19 protein-coding genes are annotated in these 20,790 nt (G+C 72.2%); 10 read left to right on the forward strand and 9 right to left on the reverse strand.

Features of this window, described 5'->3' with window-relative positions; genetic code table 11:
• The first annotated feature begins 19 nt into the window (after positions 1-19).
• The 4 genes from ACZ5GP_RS07400 (at position 20) to ACZ5GP_RS07415 (ending at position 3,079) form a co-directional block, all read left to right on the forward strand.
• Positions 20-493 carry a MarR family winged helix-turn-helix transcriptional regulator gene (locus ACZ5GP_RS07400; RefSeq protein ID WP_468749873.1) on the forward strand — a complete coding sequence of 158 codons (474 nt, stop codon included), beginning with the start codon at positions 20-22 and terminating at the stop codon, positions 491-493.
• A 68-nt stretch (positions 494-561) separates the two neighbouring features.
• A complete protein-coding gene (locus ACZ5GP_RS07405; protein WP_468749874.1) occupies positions 562-2,136 on the forward strand; it encodes an MFS transporter in 1,575 nt (524 codons plus the stop codon).
• A 163-nt stretch (positions 2,137-2,299) separates the two neighbouring features.
• Entirely contained in the window at positions 2,300-2,725 is a 426-nt protein-coding gene (locus ACZ5GP_RS07410) for an OsmC family protein (RefSeq protein WP_361086524.1), read from the forward strand.
• Positions 2,726-2,836: 111 nt separating this feature from the next.
• A complete protein-coding gene (locus ACZ5GP_RS07415) occupies positions 2,837-3,079 on the forward strand; it encodes a hypothetical protein (RefSeq protein WP_468749875.1) in 243 nt (80 codons plus the stop codon).
• Here the strand turns inward: ACZ5GP_RS07415 and narI are convergent.
• From narI to ACZ5GP_RS07435, 4 genes are read right to left on the reverse strand one after another with little or no spacing between them, the layout of a single operon-like run.
• The gene (narI, locus tag ACZ5GP_RS07420) at positions 3,076-3,798 is read right to left on the reverse strand and encodes a respiratory nitrate reductase subunit gamma (RefSeq protein ID WP_468749876.1); all 723 of its coding nucleotides are present in this window, start codon (positions 3,796-3,798) and stop codon (positions 3,076-3,078) included. The genes ACZ5GP_RS07415 and narI overlap by 4 nt on opposite strands.
• Entirely contained in the window at positions 3,798-4,373 is a 576-nt protein-coding gene (gene narJ / locus ACZ5GP_RS07425; protein ID WP_468749877.1) for a nitrate reductase molybdenum cofactor assembly chaperone, read from the reverse strand. The genes narI and narJ overlap by 1 nt, the downstream gene beginning before the upstream one ends.
• Positions 4,370-6,010 carry a nitrate reductase subunit beta gene (gene narH / locus ACZ5GP_RS07430; protein WP_468749878.1) on the reverse strand — a complete coding sequence of 547 codons (1,641 nt, stop codon included), beginning with the start codon at positions 6,008-6,010 and terminating at the stop codon, positions 4,370-4,372. The genes narJ and narH overlap by 4 nt, the downstream gene beginning before the upstream one ends.
• Positions 6,011-9,694: a nitrate reductase subunit alpha gene (locus ACZ5GP_RS07435; RefSeq protein ID WP_468749879.1), complete on the reverse strand. Its 3,684-nt coding sequence runs from the start codon at positions 9,692-9,694 to the stop codon at positions 6,011-6,013.
• Between the two features lie 280 nt (positions 9,695-9,974).
• Between ACZ5GP_RS07435 and ACZ5GP_RS07440 the strand changes: the two genes are divergently transcribed.
• Positions 9,975-10,391 (forward strand): hypothetical protein, encoded by a 417-nt coding sequence (locus ACZ5GP_RS07440; protein ID WP_468749880.1) that lies wholly within the window; start codon positions 9,975-9,977, stop codon positions 10,389-10,391.
• Positions 10,392-10,401: 10 nt separating this feature from the next.
• Here the strand turns inward: ACZ5GP_RS07440 and ACZ5GP_RS07445 are convergent, their stop codons facing one another.
• Positions 10,402-11,256, reverse strand: a complete 855-nt coding sequence (locus ACZ5GP_RS07445) for a helix-turn-helix domain-containing protein (protein ID WP_468749881.1) — start codon at positions 11,254-11,256, stop codon at positions 10,402-10,404.
• 65 nt (positions 11,257-11,321) lie between these two features.
• Between ACZ5GP_RS07445 and ACZ5GP_RS07450 the strand changes: the two genes are divergently transcribed.
• The 4 genes from ACZ5GP_RS07450 (at position 11,322) to ACZ5GP_RS07465 (ending at position 14,045) form a co-directional block, all read left to right on the forward strand.
• Entirely contained in the window at positions 11,322-11,627 is a 306-nt protein-coding gene (locus ACZ5GP_RS07450) for a 4a-hydroxytetrahydrobiopterin dehydratase (RefSeq protein WP_468749882.1), read from the forward strand.
• Positions 11,628-11,635: 8 nt separating this feature from the next.
• Positions 11,636-12,385: a class I SAM-dependent methyltransferase gene (locus tag ACZ5GP_RS07455; RefSeq protein ID WP_468749883.1), complete on the forward strand. Its 750-nt coding sequence runs from the start codon at positions 11,636-11,638 to the stop codon at positions 12,383-12,385.
• Positions 12,386-12,509: 124 nt separating this feature from the next.
• On the forward strand, positions 12,510-13,526 hold the full coding sequence (locus ACZ5GP_RS07460) for a class I SAM-dependent methyltransferase (protein WP_468749884.1): 1,017 nt from the start codon (positions 12,510-12,512) through the stop codon (positions 13,524-13,526).
• A gap of 135 nt (positions 13,527-13,661) precedes the next feature.
• Positions 13,662-14,045, forward strand: coding sequence for a CU044_2847 family protein (locus tag ACZ5GP_RS07465; protein WP_468749885.1), 384 nt, complete (start codon positions 13,662-13,664; stop codon positions 14,043-14,045).
• Between the two features lie 73 nt (positions 14,046-14,118).
• Here ACZ5GP_RS07465 and ACZ5GP_RS07470 read toward each other — a convergent pair whose 3' ends face one another.
• The 3 genes from ACZ5GP_RS07470 to ACZ5GP_RS07480 all read right to left on the reverse strand — a co-directional run bounded on the left by ACZ5GP_RS07470 (position 14,119) and on the right by ACZ5GP_RS07480 (position 18,766).
• Entirely contained in the window at positions 14,119-14,910 is a 792-nt protein-coding gene (locus ACZ5GP_RS07470; protein ID WP_468750157.1) for an aldo/keto reductase, read from the reverse strand.
• Between the two features lie 217 nt (positions 14,911-15,127).
• Positions 15,128-16,951 carry an AMP-dependent synthetase/ligase gene (locus ACZ5GP_RS07475; protein ID WP_468749886.1) on the reverse strand — a complete coding sequence of 608 codons (1,824 nt, stop codon included), beginning with the start codon at positions 16,949-16,951 and terminating at the stop codon, positions 15,128-15,130.
• 303 nt (positions 16,952-17,254) lie between these two features.
• Positions 17,255-18,766 (reverse strand): MFS transporter, encoded by a 1,512-nt coding sequence (locus ACZ5GP_RS07480; RefSeq protein WP_468749887.1) that lies wholly within the window; start codon positions 18,764-18,766, stop codon positions 17,255-17,257.
• Between the two features lie 121 nt (positions 18,767-18,887).
• On the opposite strand from ACZ5GP_RS07480, the gene ACZ5GP_RS07485 reads away from it, so the two are divergent.
• Positions 18,888-19,868, forward strand: a complete 981-nt coding sequence (locus tag ACZ5GP_RS07485; protein ID WP_468749888.1) for an Lrp/AsnC family transcriptional regulator — start codon at positions 18,888-18,890, stop codon at positions 19,866-19,868.
• Here the strand turns inward: ACZ5GP_RS07485 and ACZ5GP_RS07490 are convergent.
• Positions 19,865-20,770, reverse strand: a complete 906-nt coding sequence (locus ACZ5GP_RS07490) for a LysR substrate-binding domain-containing protein (protein WP_468749889.1) — start codon at positions 20,768-20,770, stop codon at positions 19,865-19,867. The two genes, ACZ5GP_RS07485 and ACZ5GP_RS07490, sit on opposite strands and share 4 nt — an antisense overlap.
• Positions 20,771-20,790: the final 20 nt, after the last annotated feature.

Raw genomic sequence — 20,790 nt, forward strand, 5'->3', positions numbered from 1 at the left:
GCATACCTATGATCGGCGTATGCCCGCCTCCCACGCGCCCGACCAGGACACGCGCCGCCTCGCCTCCGGGCTCGCGGCCGCCCTGCCCGCGCTGCACCGGGCACTCGACCGGCGTCTGGCCCAGGATTTCCCGCACGCCAAGCTGCCCGAGGGCCAGCTGGCGCTGCTGCGGCTCGTCGCGGAGCGGGACGGCATCACCGTGCGCGAGGCGGCCGACGAGCTGCTGATGAAGCCGAACAACGTGAGCGCCCTGGTCACCCAACTGGTCGGTCAGGAACTGCTGGAGCGCCGACAGGATCCGGACGACAAGCGCGTCGCCCACCTGCACACCACCGCCGAGGCACGCCGCCGCCTCGCCGCGGTCGGAAACCTCCTGCAGGGGTACGTCAGCGAGGCGCTGGACGCCCTCACCGACGGGGATCGCGCCGCGATCGGGTCCGCCCTCGGCGCCCTGCGCGGGCTGGCGCCGCACATTCACCCCGCCGCCCACTGACCGACGGCGCCCGCGCGCCGGTCCGCGCCCCGCCGCTCGCCCCGCTCTCCGAGAAACAAGGCACTACCATGCCCTCCACCGTCGTGGATCACTCACCCCTGCCCGCACCCTCCCCGCCCGACACGCCGCACCGCCGTCGCGGCAACCCCTGGCTCACGCTGGTCGCCGTCGCCTTCGGCCTGTTCATGGTCGGCCTGGACGGCTCCGTCGTCTCCATCGCCAACCCGGAGATCGGCCGCGGCCTGCACGCGTCCACCGCCGATCTGCAATGGGTCACCAACGCGTACCTGCTCGCACTGGCCGCCGCGCTGATTCTCGGCGGGAAGCTGGGCGACCGTTTCGGGCGACGCACCTTCTACATGATCGGCGTCCTGGGCTTCACGGCCGCCTCCGTCGCCATCGGTCTCGCGGGCTCGATCGAGGGCGTCATCGCCTTCCGCGCGGTACAGGGCTTCTTCGGCGCCCTGCTGATGCCCAACACGCTCGGCCTGCTGCGCGCGGTGTTCCCGCCGAAGAAATTCGGTATGGCGGTGGGCATCTGGGCGATGGTCTCGTCCGTGTCCACGGCGCTCGGCCCCATTGTCGGCGGCCTGCTCGTCGAGCACGTCACCTGGGAGTCGGTCTTCTACATCAACGCGCCGATCGGGGTCGTCGCCCTCGCCTTCAGCGCGCTGGTGCTGCCGCAGAGCAAGAACCCCGCCGACCGGCACCGCTTCGACGTACCCGGCGTCGTCCTGCTCGCGCTCGGCCTGCTCGCGGTCGTCTTCGGCGTGGTCAAGGGCGAGACGTGGGGCTGGAGTTCGGGCCCCACCCTGGGCACGCTCGCCGCCGGCCTCGTCGTCCTGCTGGCCTTCGGCTGGTACGAGACGCGCGTCACGCAGCCCCTGCTGCCGATGCGCCTGTTCCGCGATCCCGCCCTGACCATCGGGACGCTCATCACCGCGGTCAACTTCTTCGTCCTGCTCGGCGTGATCTTCTTCGTCATGCTCTACCTGCAGAACGTCCGCGGCTTCACGCCGGTCGAAGCCGGTGTCCGCACGCTGCCGCTCAGCCTGGCCTCCGTCCTCGCCTCGCCGCTGGGCGCCAAGCTCACCGAGAAGTTCGGTGCCCGCCTGACCATGCCGGCCGGCATGGTCCTCCAGGCCGCCGCCTCCTTCGGCATGCTCGGCTGGGGCGCGCACTCCTCGTACACCGCGATGTGGCCGCCGTTCGTCGCGCTCGGTCTCGGCGTCGGCATGGTGATGGCGGCCTCCTCCGAAGCGATCGTCGGCAACGCGCCGGTCAGGGACGCCGGGGTGGCGGGCGGACTGCAGGCCACCGCGCTGCAGATCGGCGGCGCGCTCGGTACGTCCGTCCTCGTCTCCCTGATCAGCGGCCGGGTCGGCTCGACCCTCACCGGCGAGCTGACCTCCGCCGGGGTGCCCGCGCCCATGGCCGAGGGGCTGCACGAGGCCAAGGACGCGGTGGCCATGGGAGTCGCCCCCGTCTCCGGTGAGATGCCCGCACAGCTCAGGGCCGCGATCACCGAAGGCAGCGGCCAGGCGTTCATGAACGGCGTGCACACCGCCGTACTCGTCACGGGAGTGCTGTGCCTCCTGGGCGCGATCCTCGCCGTGGCCGGGGTGCGGCGCGCCCCGCGGTGACGGTGCCCACCCGCGCCCGGACACGCGCGGCGGCGCGCTCGCCCGCGACCCGGGGAGGCGCGGAAGTCCCGTTCTCCCCGTGAGTGTGATCGGATGGTGGCAGCGGACCTCCGATCACGGAACCGCACTCCGCTCACGGAACCGCACTGAAGGGAACTGCATCGTGGCAACCACGCGCTCCGCGCACACGGTCTGGGAAGGCTCTCTGACGGAGGGCTCGGGCACCGTCACCTTCGACTCCTCCGGCATCGGCGAGCAGGCCGTGTCCTGGCCGTCGCGCGCCGAGCAGGCGAACGGCAAGACGAGCCCGGAGGAGCTGATCGCCGCCGCGCACTCCAGCTGCTTCTCCATGGCGCTGTCGCACGCCCTGACCGGCGCGGGCACCCCGCCGAGCCGCCTGACCACCTCGGCCGACGTCACCTTCCAGCCGGGCACCGGCATCACCGGCATCCACCTCACCGTCGAGGGCGACGTGCCGGGCCTCGACGAGGCGGCCTTCACCCAGGCCGCCGAGGACGCCAAGGCGAACTGCCCCGTCAGCCAGGCACTGACCGGCACGACCATCACCCTGTCGGCCAAGCTGGCCTGACGCGCCGCCGCCCGGCGCGCCCCCGCGATGCCGCCGTCCCCGTCCAGGGGGTGGCGGCATCGTCGCGTCAACCCATTGACCTTGACAACGTTTCGCTCAACTTTCGACAAGGTGCCCGCCCGGACCAGGGCCGGCGTGGAGGCGGCCGGCGCCGAAAAGTTGGCGACGGTCAGCCGGCAGATGGGCCAGGTGATGCACGCGACCACCGACCAGAGCGGGGGCATCCGGGACGAGCCGGCCGGGGCGGCCGCCGCCGAGGAGGGCGAGGGCGTGGTGGACGCCGAGATCGTGGACGAGGACGACAAGGGCAAGCAGGGGCGGGACGGCAACGACGGTCCGGGCGGGACGGCTTAAGAGCCCGTACGCTCCCAGCCGCGCCGCTCCGGCCGCGCACCCAGCCGCCGCGGGTCCCGGGCGCGGTAGACCACGTACGGCCGGAAGAGGTACTGGAGCGGCGCGCTGAACATGTGGATCAGCCGGGTGAAGGGCACCAGCGCGAAGAGCACCATGCCGACCACCGCGTGGATCTCGTACAGCAGCGGCACGCCCGTCATCCGGTCGACGTCCGGGCGGAGCGTGAACAGACTGCGGGCCCAAGGGGCGATGGAGTCACGGTAGTTGTAGCCGTCCCCGGAGGCGTGCGAGAGCTTCGCGACCATGCCGAGGACGATCGCCGCGAACAGCACCAGGTACATCAGCTTGTCGTTGGCGGTCGTCGCGCGGAACACCGGCGTATTGGTCCGCCGCCGGTAGAGCAGCAGCAGGATGCCGAGTACGAGCAGGGCGCCGGCCGCCGTGCCGCCGTACAGCGAGAACAGGTGGTAGGTGTGCTCGCTGACGCCCACCTTGTCCGTCCACGACTCGGGAAGGAACAGGCCGACCAGGTGCCCGACGAGGACGAAGAGGATGCCGTAGTGGAACATCGGGGAGGCGATGTTCAGCAGCTTGGACTCGTAGACCTGCGAGGAGCGGGTCGTCCAGCCGAACTTGTCATAGCGGTAGCGCCAGATCGTGCCGGCGACGAGCAGCACGAAGGCGAGGTAGGGGAGGGCGCCCCACAGCAGCGTTTTCATCAGTGCTCCCCGATGAGTGCGAAGGGTTCCAGGCCGACGTCCTCGCGCGGCGGCCCCGAGCGGGCAAGGGCGAGCGCCTCGGCGCGGTCCCTGGGCGAGGGGCCGGGCAGGGTCGCGCACACCGCGTCGAGCACGTCCGCGTACGGCGTGCCGCACTCGCCGAGCGCGATCCGCAGCAGTTCCAGACCGCCGCGGTGCTCCATGAGCAGCTCCGGGCCCGCCTGCGCGGAGAACTCCAGGACCGCGGGCAGGAAGTCCGGCAGTTCCTCGCCGGTGAACTCCAGGCCGTGCGCGCGGTAGGCCTCCTTGAAGCGGACCAGGGCCATGCCGCGCCGCCGGGTGTCGCCGTCCCGCCACCAGCTCAGGTACAGGCTGTGGCGGTTCTTGAAGTCGAAGACCTGGACGTAGTGCGCGGCGAGCTCGCGGGGCGCGGTGGTCTCGGCGTACGTCACGAACCCGGCCAGCGGCGGGGGAGCGGCGGCCCGCAGCAGCGGCAGCCGCGCGTGGAAGTCCTCGTCGGGGTAGGCGAGGCAGAACGCGGCGGCCTGGTGGAGGACGGCGTGCTCGGTCGTCACTGGTCGTCCTCCTCGGCCGCGTGGGCCTTCTCGGCGGCGCTCGGCTCCCGGTCGGCGGTCTGCCGGTCGCGGAGCGTGTGGAAGTTCTCGATGGTGACCAGCGGCAGCTGCCGGCGCCCCGAGTCCTGGCCGAACGGCCCGTCGCCACCCATGCCGGGGCCGCCCTCGAAGTCGAGGCTGCAGGAGTCCGAGAGTTCGGGAAGGGCCGATTCTTCCAGGCGCCGCGCGTCGCCGAGGGCCGCGGTCGGAATGACGTACCGCTCGTCGTACTTGGCGATGGCCAGCAGCCGGTACATCTGCTCGATCTGCGGTCCCGACATCCCCACCGACCGCGCCACGTCGCCGTCGGGGGTGTCGCCGAGGTTGACGGCCCGCATGTGCGCCCGCATCGCCGCGAGTTTCTCCAGCGAGGCCCGCACCGGGCCCACGTCCCCTGCGGTGAAGATCTCCGCGAGGTACTCCAGAGGGATGCGCAGGGTGTCGATGGCGCCGAAGAGGTTCGTGGCGTCCTCGCCGTCGTGCCCGGTCTCCGTCAGCGCGTCCACCACCGGCGACAGGGGCGGGATGTACCAGACCATCGGCATCGTGCGGTACTCCGGGTGCAGGGGCAGCGCCACCCGGTAGGTGCTGATCAGCGCGTGCACGGGGGAGCGACGGGCCGCCTCGATCCAGTCGTACGAGATGCCGGCCCGCTCGGCCGCGCGCCGCACCTCGGGGTCCTCGGGGTCGAGGAAGACGTCCAACTGGGCTTGATACAGCCTGTGTTCGTCGGGCTCGGAGGCCGCAGCCGTCACCTTGTCGGCGTCGTAGAGGATGACACCGAGGTAGCGGAGCCGGCCCACGCACGTCTCCGAGCAGACCGTCGGCAGGCCGACCTCGACGCGCGGATAGCACATTGTGCACTTCTCGGCCTTGCCGGTGCGGTGGTTGAAGTAGACCTTCTTGTACGGGCAGCCGGTCACGCACTTGCGCCAGCCCCGGCAGTGGTCCTGGTCGACCAGGACGATGCCGTCCTCCGCCCGCTTGTACATCGCGCCGGACGGGCAGGACGCCACGCACGACGGGTTCAGGCAGTGCTCGCAGATGCGGGGCAGGTAGAACATGAACGTCTGCTCGAACGCGAACTTCACCTTCTCGCTCGCCTGTTGGCGCACCTTGTCGACCATCGGGTCCAGGTGGCCGTGCTCCGTGGCACCGCCCAGGTTGTCGTCCCAGTTCGACGACCACTCGATCTTCATCGGTTTGCCGGAGATCAGGGAGCGGGGCTCGGCCACCGGATAGTCGTCGCCGAGCGGGGCGTCGGTGAGGTTGCGGTACTCGTAGGTCCAGGGCTCGTAGTAGTCCTTGATCTCGGGCAGCTTGGGGTTGGAGAAGATCTCCAGGAGCGACTTGATGCGGCCGCCGTTCCTCAGCTTCAGGGCGCCGCGCTTGTTCAGCTCCCAACCGCCGCGCCACTTGTCCTGGTCCTCGTAGCGGCGCGGATAGCCCTGGCCGGGGCGGGTCTCGACGTTGTTGAACCAGACGTACTCCATGCCGTCCCGGTTGGTCCACGCCTGCTTGCAGGTGACCGAACACGTGTGACAGCCGATGCACTTGTCGAGGTTCATCACCATCGCGATCTGGGCCATGACGCGCATTCAGTACTCCACCTTCTGCGACCTGCGGCGGATGACCGTCACCTCGTCGCGCTGGTTCCCCGTCGGACCGAGGTAGTTGAACGCCCAGGACAACTGTGCGTAGCCGCCGATGAGATGGGACGGCTTGAGGATCAGCCGGGTCAGGGAGTTGTGGATGCCGCCGCGCCTGCCGGTGGCCTCCGTCTTGGGCACGTTGACCGTGCGCTCCTGGGCGTGGTGCATGTAGACCGTGCCGGCCGGCATGCGGTGCGAGACGATGGCCCGCGCGACGACGACGCCGTTGCGGTTGACCGCCTCGATCCAGTCGTTGTCGCGCACGCCGATCGCGTCCGCGTCCTGCGGGGCCATCCAGATGCACTGGCCGCCGCGCGAGAGCGACAGCATGAAGAGGTTGTCCTGGTACTCGGAGTGGATCGACCACTTGTTGTGCGGCGTGAGGTAGCGGACCGTCACCTCCTTCTCGCCGTCGGGGCCGAGTCGCGGTTCGCCGAAGAGGCGGTTCATGTCCAACGGGGGCCGGTAGACGGGCATCGCCTCGCCCAGCTCGTGCATCCAGTCGTGGTCGATGAAGAAGTGCTGGCGCCCGGTGAGGGTGTGCCACGGCTTCAGGTGCTCGGTGTTGAGGGTGAACGCGGTGTAGCGGCGCCCGCCGGACTCGCTGCCCGACCACTCCGGCGAGGTGATCACCGGCACGGGCGCCGCCTGCGTGTCGGCGTACGTGACGCGCTTGCCCTCGTGCTCGGCGGCCAGGTGCGCCATCTCCTGGCCGGTCCGCTCCTCCAGGGTGTGGAAGCCCTGCGTGGCCAGCCGGCCGTTCGTCGTGCCGGACAGGGCGAGGATGGTGTTGGCCGCCTTCACGGCGGTGTTCAGGGCCGGGCGGCCGTCGGCGGGCCCGCCGACGACCACGCCGTTGCGTTCCTTCAGCTCCGCCACCTCCTGGTCGGGGCGGAGCGCGATGCCCTTCGCGGGCAGCCCCAGCTGTTCCACCAGCGGGCCGAGCGCGGCGAACTTCGCGCCGATCGCGGTGTAGTCGCGCTCCACGACGGCGAGGTTCGGCAGGGTCCTGCCCGGCACCGGCTCGCACTCGCCCTTGCGCCAGTCCAGGACCACCCCGCCGGGCTGCGCCGTCTCGCCCGGCGTGTCGTGCTGGAGGGCGGTCGCGACGATGTCCCTGCGGACCCCGAGATGGTCCACGGCCAGCTCGCTCAGCCGCTCCGCGAGCACGCGGAACGTGTCGAAGTCGGTGCGGGCCTGCCAGGGCGGGTCGACGGCCGGGGTGAAGGAGTGCACGTAGGGGTGCATGTCGGTGGTCGACAGGTCGTGCTTCTCGTACCAGGTCGCGGCGGGCAGGACGACGTCCGACAGCAGGGTGGACGACGTCTGGCGGAAGTCGAGGGAGACCAGCAGGTCGAGCTTGCCCTCGGGGGCCTCCTCGCGCCATGCCACGGTGGAGGGGCGCTCCTCGGGCGCGGCCTGTTCGGCACGCAGCGAGGAGTGCGTGCCGAGCAGGTGCTTCGTGAAGTACTCGGCGCCCTTCGCGGAGGAGCCGAGGAGGTTGGCGCGCCACAGCGTCAGGACACGCGGCCAGTTCTCCGGGGCGTCCGGGTCCTCGCAGGCGAACTTCAGCGTGCCCGCCTTCAGTTCGCCGACGACGTTGGCCACCGGATCGTCCGTGGTCTCCGCGAGGTCCAGGGGATTGCGGTCGAACGTGGGGTACGACGGCATCCAGCCGGTCCGCGCCGACAGGGCCAGGCAGTCGGCGCCGGTCATCCCCGCGAAGCGGCCCTCGCCCAGCGGTGAGGCGAGCACGTCGGCGGCGAACCTGTCGTAGCGCCACTGGTCGGTGTGGAGGAACCAGTAGGCGGCGCCGATCATCTGCCGGGGCGGCCTGCTCCAGTCGAGCCCGCCGGCCAGCGTCGCCCAGCCGGTCACGGGGCGGCACTTCTCCTGCCCGACATAGTGCGCCCAGCCGCCCCCGTTGCGGCCCTGGCAGCCCGTCAGCTGGAGCAGGGCGAGGAAGGAGCGGTAGATCGTCTCGGAGTGGAACCAGTGGTTGGTGCCCGCGCCCATCAGGATCATGCAGCGACCGCGTGACTTCTCCGCCGTCGCCGCGAACTCCCGGGCGATCCGCAGGCACTTGGCGGCCGGTACGGAGGTGTGTACTTCCTGCCAGGCGGGCGTGCCCGGCTGCGAGGCGTCCTCGTACGAAATGGGCCAGCTGCCGGGCAACCCCTCGCGCCCGACGCCGTACTGCGCGAGCAGCAGGTCGAAGACGGTGGTGACCAGCGGCCCGTCCTGCCCGCCGAGGCGGGTGGCGGGCACGCCCCGGCGCACGACCTCGCCCCGGCCCTGGCCGTGCGCACCGCCCTCGGTGTCGAAGCGCGGCAGCAGCACCTCGACGCCCGCCGCCACCGGGGAGCCGTGCAGCGAAAGCTGCGGCTCGATGTCACCGAGGTCGAGGTTCCACCGGCCCTTGCCGGACTCCGTCCATCGGAAGCCGAGCGAGCCGTTCGGCACGGCGGGCCGCCCGGTCCGCGCGTCCAGCACCGCCGTCTTCCAGTCACCGCCCTCCCCGTCCTCGCCGAGGTCGGCGGCGCGCAGGAACTTCGCGGGCACGTACGCGCCGTCCCGCTCGGTCAGCGTCACCAGGAAGGGCAGATCGGTGAACTTGCGCACGTAGTCGGTGAAGAACTCCGTCTGGCGGTCGACGAAGAACTCCTTCAGGACGACGTGCCCCATCGCGAAGGCCAGCGCGCCGTCGGTGCCGGGATGCGGATGCAGCCACTCGTCGGCGAACTTGGCGTTGTCGGCGTAGTCGGGCGCGACGACCACGACCTTCTGCCCCCGATAGCGCGCCTCGGCCATCCAGTGCGCGTCCGGCGTCCGCGTCACCGGCACGTTCGAGCCCCACATCACCAGATACGCGGCGTCCCACCAGTCACCCGACTCCGGTACGTCCGTCTGGTCGCCGAACACCTGCGGCGAGGCCACGGGGAGATCCGCGTACCAGTCGTAGAAGGAGAGCATCGGCGCGCCGATCAGACCCATGAAGCGGGCGCCGGCGGCATGCGAGACCATCGACATCGCGGGGATGGGGGAGAAACCCGCGACGCGGTCGGGACCGTACGTCTTGATCGTGTGGACGTGCGCCGCCGCGATGATCTCCACGGCCTCGTCCCAGCCCGCCCGCACCAACCCGCCCTTGCCGCGCGCCTGTTGGTAACGGCGCCGGCGCTCCGGGTCGCCCTGGATGTCCGCCCAGGCGAGCACCGGGTCCTTCAGGCGGGCCTTCGCCTCCCGGTACATCTCGACGAGGACGCCGCGCAGGTAGGGGTAGCGGACGCGGGTCGGGGAGTAGGTGTACCAGGAGAACGCGGCGCCCCTCGGGCAGCCGCGCGGCTCGTACTCCGGGCGGTCCGGGCCGACGCTCGGATAGTCCGTCGCCTGCGTCTCCCAGGTGATGATGCCGTCCTTGACGTACACCTTCCAGCGGCAGGACCCGGTGCAGTTCACGCCGTGCGTGGAGTTCACGACCTTGTCGTGGCTCCAGCGGTCCCGGTAGAAGGCGTCCGCGTCCCGGCCACCGGTCAGCGCGACGCTGTGCAGGTCGGGGGCGGTGGTGCCGCGCCGGAAGAACTTCCCCGCCCGCAGCAGGGCCGCGGCGGGCTCGGTCGTCTCTGTCACCGTGGGGCTCCCTAGGTCTGCCTTGCCACGAACCTAGGGGCGGGGTGGCCGGGGCACCTTCCGGTGGCGGCCGTACGGGTTGCGGCCGTACGGGTCGCGGGCCCGGCCGCCCATGACCTCCCGGCACCGGTCCCGGGAGGTCATGGGCGGCATTACCTGTGACGTAATCGACCGGGTGGCGCGCGCTCGGCACAGTGGTGTCACCGGATCGGGACCGCGGCACCGCGGAGCCGATCCGGCTCCCCGCACCATCCGCCCCACACCCCGGAGGCAGCCCGCCATGACGACCTACCAGCTCACCGCCCTCGCCCGCACCACCGACCCGACCACCATGCTGCGCCGCTTCCTCGGCCTGGACGCCATCGTGACCGCGGGCAACGGCCTCGCGTACGTGGCCGCCTCGGGGCCCCTCGGACGCTTCCTCGGCGTCGACTCCGGGCTGCTGCTCGGGCTCGGCGTCTTCCTCACCGCCTACGGCGCGGGCGTCGGTTACCTCGCCGCCCGCAAGAGCCCGCCGACGTTCGGCGTGCGCGCGGTGATCGAGGGCAACGCCGCCTGGGCCCTGCTCAGCGTCCTCGCCCTCGCCCTGTGGCTCTCGCCCAGCACGGCGGGCGCGGTCTGGATCCCGATGCAGGCCGTCACCGTCGGCGGCTTCGCGGCGCTCCAGTACGCGGCGCTGCGCGCGGCGAGGGCCTGAGCCGGGGCCCTCAGGCCATCCGGGTCTGGAGGAACTTGGTCGTCGCCGGGTCGGCCGGGAGCAGTGTCTCGATGGCCAGCTCGGCGACGGTCACGTCCATGGGGGTGTTGAACGTCGAGATGGACGAGATGAAGGACAGGACGTGCCCCTCGTGCTCGATCCGCAGGGGCAGCGCGAAATACGGCACGTCCGTCCCCGCCTCGAAGGCGTCCACCCCCGGATCGCCCACCGGATACGCGGCCACCTCCTCGTACACCTTCCGCAGGGCGTCCGAGCGCTGCAGCGCGATCTGCCGCTCCATCTGGTGCAGCAGATGGCCGCGCCACTCCCGCAGGTTGCGGATCTTGGTGGCGAGACCCTCGGGGTGCAGGGTCAGCCGCATCGCGTTCAGGGGCGGCGCCAGCAGACGCTCCGGAAGGCCCTCCAACAGCAGCGCGATGCCGCGGTTCGCCGCGACCACGTCGTACGCCGCGTCGACGACCAGCGCCGGATACGGCTCATAGCCCGTCAGGAGCTGCTCCAGGCCCTCGCGGAGCATGCCCATCGAGGGGTCCTCCAGCGGCGTCTCCCTGAAGCGCGGCGCGTAACCGGCGGCGAGCAGCAGGGAGTTGCGCTCCCGCACCGGCACGTCGAGATGGTCGGCGAGGCGCAGCACCAGCTCCTCGCTCGGCCGTGAGCGGCCCGTCTCGATGAAGCTGATGTGCCGCGCGGACGAGTCGGCGCGCAGGGCCAGTTCCAACTGGCTCAACCGGCGCCGCTCGCGCCAGCAGCGCAGCAGCGGACCCACTCCGGTGGCGTTCCCCCTGGTGTCGTTGCCCTTGGCCTTGCCTTTGGCGGTCCCCGTGGCGGGCGCGGCGGTGGTCATACGTAGACGGTAGTCGAAAGGGGCTGTGGCAAGGTGGGAGCGACCCCGAGGAAGGAACATCCCCCATGTCCCGCGCACCGCTCCCGCACGAAGAGATCGAGGACCGTCTCGCCGGGCTGCCCGGCTGGTCCCTGGCCGACGGCAGGCTCACCCGCTCCTACCGGCTCGGCTCGCACTTCGCGGCCACCGGCCTGGTCGTCCACATCGCGCGGACGCAGGACGAACTCGACCACCACTCCGACCTGACCCTCGGCCACCACACCGTCACGCTGTCCGTGCACACGCACAGCGCGGGCGGCGCGCTCACCGCCCTCGACTTCGAACTCGCCCGCAGGGTCGAGGGGTTGGCCCCGGCCCACGGCGCCGAGTGAGTCCCGCCATGCTGGACTACAGCAAGGAAGCCGACCGCTACGACGCCTCGCGCGGCGGCGAACCCCGCGCGGCGGCCGCCGCGGCCGCCGTCCTCGGCCTGCTGCCGTCCCACCCCCGCACCCTCCTCGACGTCGCCTGCGGCACCGGCCTGGTCACGCGCCGCCTCGCCGCACATGAGGGCCTGCGGGTGACGGGGGTCGACGCGACGTACCGCATGGCCCGGATGGCGGCGGACCGGGTGCCGGGCGCCGTCGTCCTCGGCGACAGCCGCCGACTGCCCTTCCCCGACGACACGTTCGACGCGGTGAGCACGGTGTGGCTGCTGCACCTGATGCCCGGACCCGAGGAGGCGGCGGCGGTCGTCGGCGAGTGCGCGCGCGTGCTGCGGCCCGGCGGCACCTACGTCACCACCGTCGACAAGGCCGCCTCGCACGACGTCGGCAGCGACATCGACGCCGTGCTCGCCCCGCGCCCGGTGCGCCCCGCGGTCGACCGCGCCGAGGCCGTCGCGGTGTACGCGGCCGAGCACGGCATGGCTCCCGCCGGCCGCTCCCGCTTCACCGGCCACGGCCAGGGCCGCTCGCCCCGCTCCACCGCCGACGACCTCCGCCGGGGCTGGTTCACCCAGATCCCGCCCGACGGGCCACAGGCCGCGCGCCTCGCGGCCCGGCTCGCCGCGCTCCCCGACCAGGACGTGCCGCGCCCCGACCCGCGGTTCGGCCTGCGCGCGTTCCGCAAACGGACGCGAGGCGCGTGAGGGCCGTTCTTCGGCGTGCTCCGCCTTTTGCGGTATCGGCAACGTGAGTGGGCGAAAACCGGGAGGCGGGTGGAGGCTGGTCCCCATCCACGACGAGGGCAGATAACCGGAAGGCGGCACAGCGATGGCGCATCAGCAGGGGCAGGGCCACGACGAGAACCAGGCGACGGGAGACGCCCGGGGAGAGGGCGTAGGCGCGGGCCACACGGGCGACGCCCACGGAGGCGGCCACAGCCACAGCGGCCACAGCGGGCACAGTCACGGCCACGGCCACGGCCACGGCCATGATGGCAAGGACATGGACTGGTCCGCCATGGGCACCATGCTGGAGCGTTACGCGCGGATCGCCGCGCCGCTGTACGGCGAGGTCGCCGCCTGGCTGCGCGGCTGGGTCCCGGAGCCCGGCGTCGTCGTGGACGTCGGCAGCGGCCCGGGCGCCGTCTCCTTCCTGCTGGCGGAGGCCTTCCCCAAGGCGCGGATCGTCGCGGCGGACCCCGAGGAACCCCTCCTTGAGCGGGCCCGCGAGCGCGCCGCCCGCGAGGGCCTGGCCGGCCGCTTCGACGCCGTGCGCGCCGCGCTGCCGGACGACATCGGCGACGTACCGACCGCCGACCTCCTGTGGCTGTGCAAGTCCCTGCACCACGTCGGCGACCAGAGCGCCGCGCTGGCCGCGCTGGCCGCCCGCCTCGCCCCGGGCGGTGCGATCGCGCTCCTGGAGGGCGGCCTGAACGCCCGCTACCTCCCCCGCGACATCGGCTTCGGCCGCCCCGGCCTCCTCTCCCGCCTCGAAGCCTCCGACGAGGCGTGGTTCGCCGGCATGCGGGAGAGCCTGCCGGGCACCAAGGACGCGCCGGAGGACTGGCCGGCGCTCCTCACCGGCGCGGGCCTGCGCCACGTGGCGACCCGCAGCTTCCTCCTCGACCTGCCGGCCCCGCTCCCCGAGGACGCCCGTGCCCATGTGATCGAGGAGTTCACCCGCCGCCGCGAGATGCACGAAGAGCGCTTCACCCCCGAGGACCTCGCCACGTTCGACCGCCTCCTGGACGAGAACGACCCGCAGGGCCTGCACCACCGCCCCGATCTGTTCCTGCTCTCGGCGCAGACGGTGCACGTGGCGGTGAAGGACCCTGCAGGCGCGTAGGGGTAAGCAGTGTCCGGGGCGCGCCCAGCGGCACACGTATCCGCCGAACACCCGCTGCTGGAAGCCCTGTTGACGCTACCTTCGAGAGCGGGGGCAACGCCGGTCGAGGTCCGAACCGTGAAGGGGGAGACGCACGTGGGTGAGTTGGTGCGCTGGGAGTCCGAGCAGGGACCCGTCGTGGTCGAAGTGGAGTCCACGGACCCCGGGTTGCGGTCCGTGTCGCGGCGGGGCGAGGCCGGTGCGGTCCATGATGTCGAGGGGCGCTTCGAGTCGGCCCTCGGACATGTGCGCGGCGCCGCGCTGTCGGCGCTGCGGACCTTCCGGGAGCGGGCCCTGGACCCCGACACGATCGAGCTCGAATTCGGCGTCAAACTCACGGTGGCGGCCGGCGCGGTCATCGCCAGGACGGCGACCGAGGGCCACCTGACCGTACGGCTGACCTGGTCACGCCGCGCTGAGCCGCAGGGCGGACGGCAGGATCAGGACGCGGAGGACGGGGTGCGCCGGGACGCGGTGTAGGAGCGGGGCGGGCAGACGAACGGGCGGGCCCGGACCTCTTGTCGGCCGGGGCCGCCCGCCCGTCCTGCACCGCTTACACCGTGTCGAACGTCGCCGGGTCCGGGCCGAGGCGGCGGTCCTCGTTCAGGGCCGAGATCGCCGCCATGTCCTCGGGGTCCAGCTCGAAGCCGAAGACGTCGATGTTCTCCTTGATCCGCGACGGGGTCACGGACTTGGGGATCACCACATTGCCCAGCTGGATGTGCCAGCGCAGCACGATCTGCGCGGGCGTGCGCCCGTGCTTGCGCGCGATGGCGACGATCGCGGGAACGTCCAGGAGCCCCTTGCCCTGGCCGAGCGGCGACCACGCCTCCGTGGCGATGCCCTGCTCGGCGTGGAACTCGCGCGAGGCGCGCTGCTGGAGGTGCGGGTGCAGCTCGATCTGGTTGACGGCGGGGACGACCGACGTCTCGGAGATCAGCCGCTCCAGGTGCTCCGGCAGGAAGTTCGACACGCCGATGGACTTGGCGCGGCCGTCGGCCTGGATCTTCTCGAAGGCCTTGTACGTGTCGACGTAGGTGTCCTTGGACGGCATCGGCCAGTGGATGAGGTACAGGTCCACATGGTCGAGCCCCAGCTTCTTCAGCGAGGTGTCGAAGGCACGCAGGGTCGCGTCATGACCCTGGTCGCTGTTCCAGAGCTTCGTCGTGACGAACAGCTCCTCACGGGGTACACCGGAGGCGGCGATGGCCTTGCCCGTGCCCTCTTCGTTGCCGTAGATCGCCGCGGTGTCGATACTGCGGTACCCGGCCTCCAGTGCCGTCGTGACGGCCGCCTCGGCCTCGTCGTCCGGCACCTGCCACACGCCGAAACCGAGCTGCGGCATCTCGACGCCGTTGTTCAGGATGATCGGGGGGACCTTGCTCACGAGCTCTCGATCCTTCAGTCGTCGGGTGGTTCTCCCATGGTCAACGATCAGGGGCGACGCCGCATTCCTGAAACGGAGGCATGCGGTCCCGCACGCTCCGACCGGGTGACCACACGCCATCCTGTGCCCACGATCACGCCGCCGATGCGCGGGGCGGGGCGAGAGAAACGCCGGGTCAGACGCGGTACAGGGCGTCGACCTCGGCCGCGTAGAGGTCCTCGATGGCCTTCCGCCTCAACTTCAGCGAAGGCGTGAGCAGCCCGTGCTCCTCACTGAACTGATGCGCCAGTATCCGGAACGTGCGGATCGACTCCGCCTGCGAGACGAGCGTGTTGGCGGCGACGACGGCCCGTCGCACCTCCGTCTCCAGATCCGGGTCCCGCACCAGCTCGCCGGCGGGAAGGAGCGGCTTGCGCCGCATCGTCAGCCAGTGCTCGACGGCTTCCCTGTCCAGCGTCACGAGGGCGGCGATGTAGGGGCGGTCGTTGCCGACGACGATGCACTGCGCGACCAGCGGATGGTCGCGCACCCGCTCCTCCAGCTGGACCGGCGAGACGCTCTTCCCGCCGGACGTCACCAGGATCTCCTTCTTGCGCCCGGTGATCGTCAGATAGCCGTCCTCGTCGAGCGAGCCCAGATCGCCGGTGGCGAGCCAGCCGTCGCGCAGGGTCACCTCCGTGGCCTGCGGGGCGTTCAGATAACCCTGGAAGACGTTGCCGCCACGCAGCCAGATCTCCCCGTCCTGCGCGATGCGCACCGTCGTCCCCGGGATCGGCTGACCCACCGTGCCGTAGCGGGTGCGCTCGGGCGGGTTGGCGGCCGCGGCGGCCGTCGACTCGGTCAGCCCGTACCCCTCGTAGATCGTCACGCCGGCGCCCGCGAAGAACAGGCCGAGCCGCCGGTCCATGCCCGAGCCGCCCGACATCGCGTGCCGTACCCGGCCGCCCATCGCCTCGCGCACCTTGGAGTAGACGAGCTTGTCGAACAGCTGGTGCTGCACGCGCAGGGCGGCCGATGGCCCGGGGCCCGAGCCGAAGGCCTTGGCCTCCATCGCGTCCGCGTAGCGCACCGCGCACTCGACGGCCTTGTCGAACGGGCCCGCCCTGCCCTCCTTCTCCGCCTTGCGCCGCGCCGCGTTGAACACCTTTTCGAAGATGTAGGGCACGGCCAGGATGAACGAGGGCCGGAACGCGGCCAGGTCCGGCAGCAGCGCGGCCGCGTTGAGGTTCGGCTGGTGCCCCATCTTGACCCGCCCCCGCACGGCGGCGACCTGCACCATCCGGCCGAAGACGTGCGCGAGCGGCAGGAACAGCAGGGTGGTGGCCTCGTCGCCGCGCTTGGCGCGGAAGACCGGCTCCCAGCGCGCGACCATCACATCCGCCTCGAACATGAGGTTCGCGTGGGAGATCAGGCAGCCCTTGGGGCGGCCGGTGGTGCCGGAGGTGTAGATGATCGTGGCGATCGAGTCGGGGGTGACCGCCCGGCGGTGGCGGTGCACCACCTCGTCGTCGATGTCCAGGCCCGCGCCGTTCAGTTCGGCCACGGCGTCGGCGTCCAGCTGCCACAGCCGGCGCAGCTGCGGCAGCCGGTCGACGACCGAGCCGATCGTCATCGCGTGGTCCTCGTGCTCGACCATCGCGGCGCTGACCCGCGCGTCGTGCAGCATCCAGTGGACCTGTTCGGCCGAGGAGGTCGGATAGACGGGCACGACCTGGGCGCCGATGGTCCACAGCGCGAAGTCGAACAACGTCCACTCGTAGCGGGTGCGGCACATGATGGCGACGCGGTCGCCGAACCGTACGCCCTGCGCGATCAGGCCCTTCGCCAGGGCCAGCACCTCGTCACGGAAGGCTCCCGCGGTGACGTCGTGCCACCGTCCGTCCGACTTGCGGCCCAGGGCGACGCGCGTCGGATCCGCACGGGCATGGTCGAAGACAGCGTCGGCAAGACCGCCCGCCGGCGACGCCGACGCCGTCGGAGGGTTCGTGAACTCGCGCAATGGTGCTCCTCGTGGCGCTCCGCACAGCGCCGTGACCGTACCCCACGCCGCAGCGTCGCGGGAGGGGGCCGATGGGCGGGCGGTACGGACCATCAGCACAGGTCAGCAGGTGGAAATGCGGCCACAAGGGGAACGGCGGGACAGATTACTTACGCTTGAGTAAGTTTCGGTACCGTAATCTCCACCGAATCTGTACGTGGCGTGCAGACGTGTGCTCCCCCCGGCGCGCACCCACGGCCCACGCACCCCGCGCATGCGGCACCCCGCGCTCGCAGGGTGCCGCCCGCCGCTTGCCGCCCGTGCCTACGCCCGCTGCCTGGTGGCGGGCTCCCGCTCGTCGCGGGACGCGGCGCCCGGAGGCTTCGCGCCCACCGCCCCCGGCCGCCGCCCCGGCGTACGCACCAGGACGAGCACCAGCACCCCGGCGGCGAGCCCCGTGACGCCCGCCGCGAGGGACGCCCCGTTCAGGCCGTCCGCGAAGGCCGCCCGCACCGCGTGCTCGGAGAGCGTGCCGTGCGGGTCCCGCGCGCCGCCGCCCGCGACGGCGTGTGCCGCGTCATGACCGAGCGAGTCCGTCATGCGCGAGGTCAGCACCGTGCCGAACAGGGCGACCCCGACCGCGTAGCCGAGCTGGCGGAAGGTGTTGACCGCGCCGCCCGCCATCCCGGCGTCCGAAGGCGGCACCGCGGCCAGCGCCGCCCCGGCGAGACCCGGCGCGACCAGCCCCGTACCGAGCCCCGCGAGGGTCAGCCCGGGGGCGAGCGCCGCCCAGGACGAGGAGGCGTCGAGCATCGCCGTGCACAGGCCGCCCGCGCCGACCAGGAGCAGCCCGACGCCGATGACCAGACGGGGCGCCACACCGTGCAGCAGGCGCCCGCTGATCAGCGCGACCACGAACGACGTCGCCGCCAGCGGCAGCAGCACGAGGCCGCCGCGCACCGGGCTCATGCCGAGCACGGTCTGGAGCCACAGCGAGACATAGGGGATGACGCCGAACGCCGCCGCGTTGTAGCCGAGCGCGCCGATCAGCACCCCGGTGAACGCGGGCTTGCGCAGCAGCCGCAGATCGAGCAGCGGATGGGCGACCCGCCGCTCCACCAGCACGAAGCAGAGCAGCGCGAGCGCCGAGAGCGCGAGGGCCGCGGCGGTGGGCGCCGACGTCCAGCCCTCGGCGCCGCCGCGCAGCACGCCGTACGTCCCCGCCCCCGCGAAGCCCGCGAACGCGATCGTCCCCGCCCAGTCGACCCGCCGCCCGGCGGCGGCCCGGGACTCGGGCACCACACGCAGCGTCAGCCAGATCGACACCACGCTCACCGGCAGGTTCACGAAGAAGATCCAGCGCCAACCCGGTCCCTGTGTGAGGACCCCGCCGACGATCGGGCCGAGCGCGGCCGACGCCCCGCTCACCGCGCCCCACACGCCGAGGGCGAGCGACCGCTCGCGCCCCTGGTAGGCGGCGCCGAGCAGCGGCAGGGTCGTCGCGAACATGGCGGCGGCGCCCACTCCTTGCAGCGCGCGGGCCGCCACCAGCAGCTCGGCGCCCGACGCCAGGCCGCACCCCAGTGAGGCCAGGGCGAACAGCGCGGTCCCCGCCACGTTGAGCCGCCGCCGCCCCAGCACGTCGGCGGCGGCGCCGATCCCGAGCAGCAGCGCGGCGAGTGCGAGGGCGTAACCGTCGATGACCCATTGGAGGTCACTGAGCGAGGCGTTCAGCGCCCGCGCCATGTCGGGCAGTGCCACCACCACGATGGTCACGTCCAGCAACAGCATGAAGGTCCCGAGAGACACCGCCGTGAGCGGCCCCCATCTGCGCATTTCCCTCTTCCTCCGACTTGTCGTACGAGCAGGTGTGCGTATCCGTACGATGAGGTGGCGGCGGCCGGTCCCGGTGCCGGGAGGCCTTCGCGCGCACGGATCCGACACAGGGAGGGGCTCGGTGGTGGAATCCGATGTCTTCGACGCCCTGGACCGCAAGGTGGTGCACGCCCTGGAGATCGACGGCAGGGCGTCCTTCAGCCGCATCGCGGGCGTGCTCGGCGTCTCCGACCAGACCGTCGCGCGCCGCTTCCGCCGGCTGCGCGCCGGTGCGGGCCTGCGCGTCATCGGCGTCCGGGACAGCGCGCGGCTCGGCAGGGACCAGTGGATGCTGCGGCTGCGCTGCACACCGGACGGGGCCGAGGCCATCGCGGCCGCCCTGGCCCGCCGCCCCGACACGGCCTGGGTCCACCTGACGTCGGCGGGCACCGAGGTGGTCTGCATGTCGCTGCCCCGCACCCCCGGCGACTACGACGACCTGCTCTTCGGCAAACTCCTGCGCACCCAAAAGCTCATCGAGATCACCGCCCACCAGCTCATGCACCGCTTCTACGGCGGACGCACCGGCTGGATCGGCAAGCACCGCCCCCTGACCGACGAACAGGCCGCCGCCCTGCGGCCGGCCACGGTCGCCGCGCCCCCGGGCCCCGTGCGCATCGTCCCCGACGACGAGCCCCTGGCCGCCGCCCTGAAGGCCGACGAGCGTGCCACCTACCCCGAACTCCAGCGGCTGACGGGCCTCTCCGAGTCCTCCGTCAAGCGCCGCGTCGCCGCGCTGCTCGGCTCCGGGGCGCTCTACCTGGACACCGAGTACGACACCGCGTGCTTCGGATTCGCCACCGCCGCGATCCTGTGGGTCACCGTCGCGCCCGGCGCACTCGACGCGGTCGGACGGGCGATGGCCGCACACCCCGAGGTCGCCCACGTCTCGGCGACCTCCGGCTCCGCCAACCTGATGGCGAGCGTCCTGACCCGCGACACCGCGGAGCTGTACCGCTATGTGAGCGGCAGGCTCGGCCCGCTGGACGGCGTGCGGCACATCGAGACGGCTCCCCTCCTGCGCCGCTTCAAGGAACTCACCTACCCGCGGCCCCTGCGCTAGAGCGTGCCGTCCCTCTCCGCTCGTCCGCCCGGAGGGCCGGCCCCGTGCCGCAGCCGGTCGCCGCTCGCGAGGATCGCCGCCGCCAGCGCGTCCGCGGCGCCCTGGTCGGCGGCGCGGCGCTCGCCGTGCAGCAGGACGAAGTCGACCCGGCCCAGCTCGGGCAGGCCCGCCCGGTCCGGGACGCGGACCAGGCCCGGCGGGATCAGGCCGCGCGAGTGCGCCATCACCCCGAGCCCCGCGCGGGCCGCCGCCACCAGGCCGTTGAGGCTGCCGCTGGTGCACGCCACCCGCCAGGCGCGGCCGCGCCTCTCCAGCGCCTCCAGGGCCAGGGCGCGGGTGATGCCCGGCGGCGGATAGACGATCAGCGGTACCGGGCGCTCGGGATCCAGCCGCAGCCGCTCCGCGCCGATCCACACCAGCTCGTCGTGGCGCACCAGCTCACCGCGCGGGTCCTCCGGGCGCCGCTTGGCGAGCACCAGGTCGAGTCTGCCCGCGTCCAGCTGCTCGTGGAGCGTGCCGGAGAGCTCGACGGTCAGCTCCAGGTCGACGTCGGGGTGGTCGTGCCGGAAGGCCTCCAGGATGTCGGTGAGCCGGGTCAGGACGAAGTCCTCCGACGCCCCGAACCGCAGCCGCCCGCCGAGCCGCGTGCGCGTGAAGAACGCCGCGGCCTGCTCGTGCACCGCGAGGATGCGGCGGGCGAAGCCGAGCATCGCCTCGCCGTCCTCGGTCAGCTCGACGCTGTGCGTGTCGCGGGTGAACAGCTGCCGCCCGGTGGCCTCCTCCAGACGGCGCACGTGCTGGCTCACCGTGGACTGGCGCAGGCCGAGGCGCCGGGCGGCCTGCGTGAAGTTCAGCGTCTGGGCGACCGCGAGGAAGGTGCGCAGCTGCGAAGGGTCGTACACGCGCACCAGCCTAGCCGCGC

The organism is Streptomyces sp. NPDC031466, assembly GCF_055581265.1.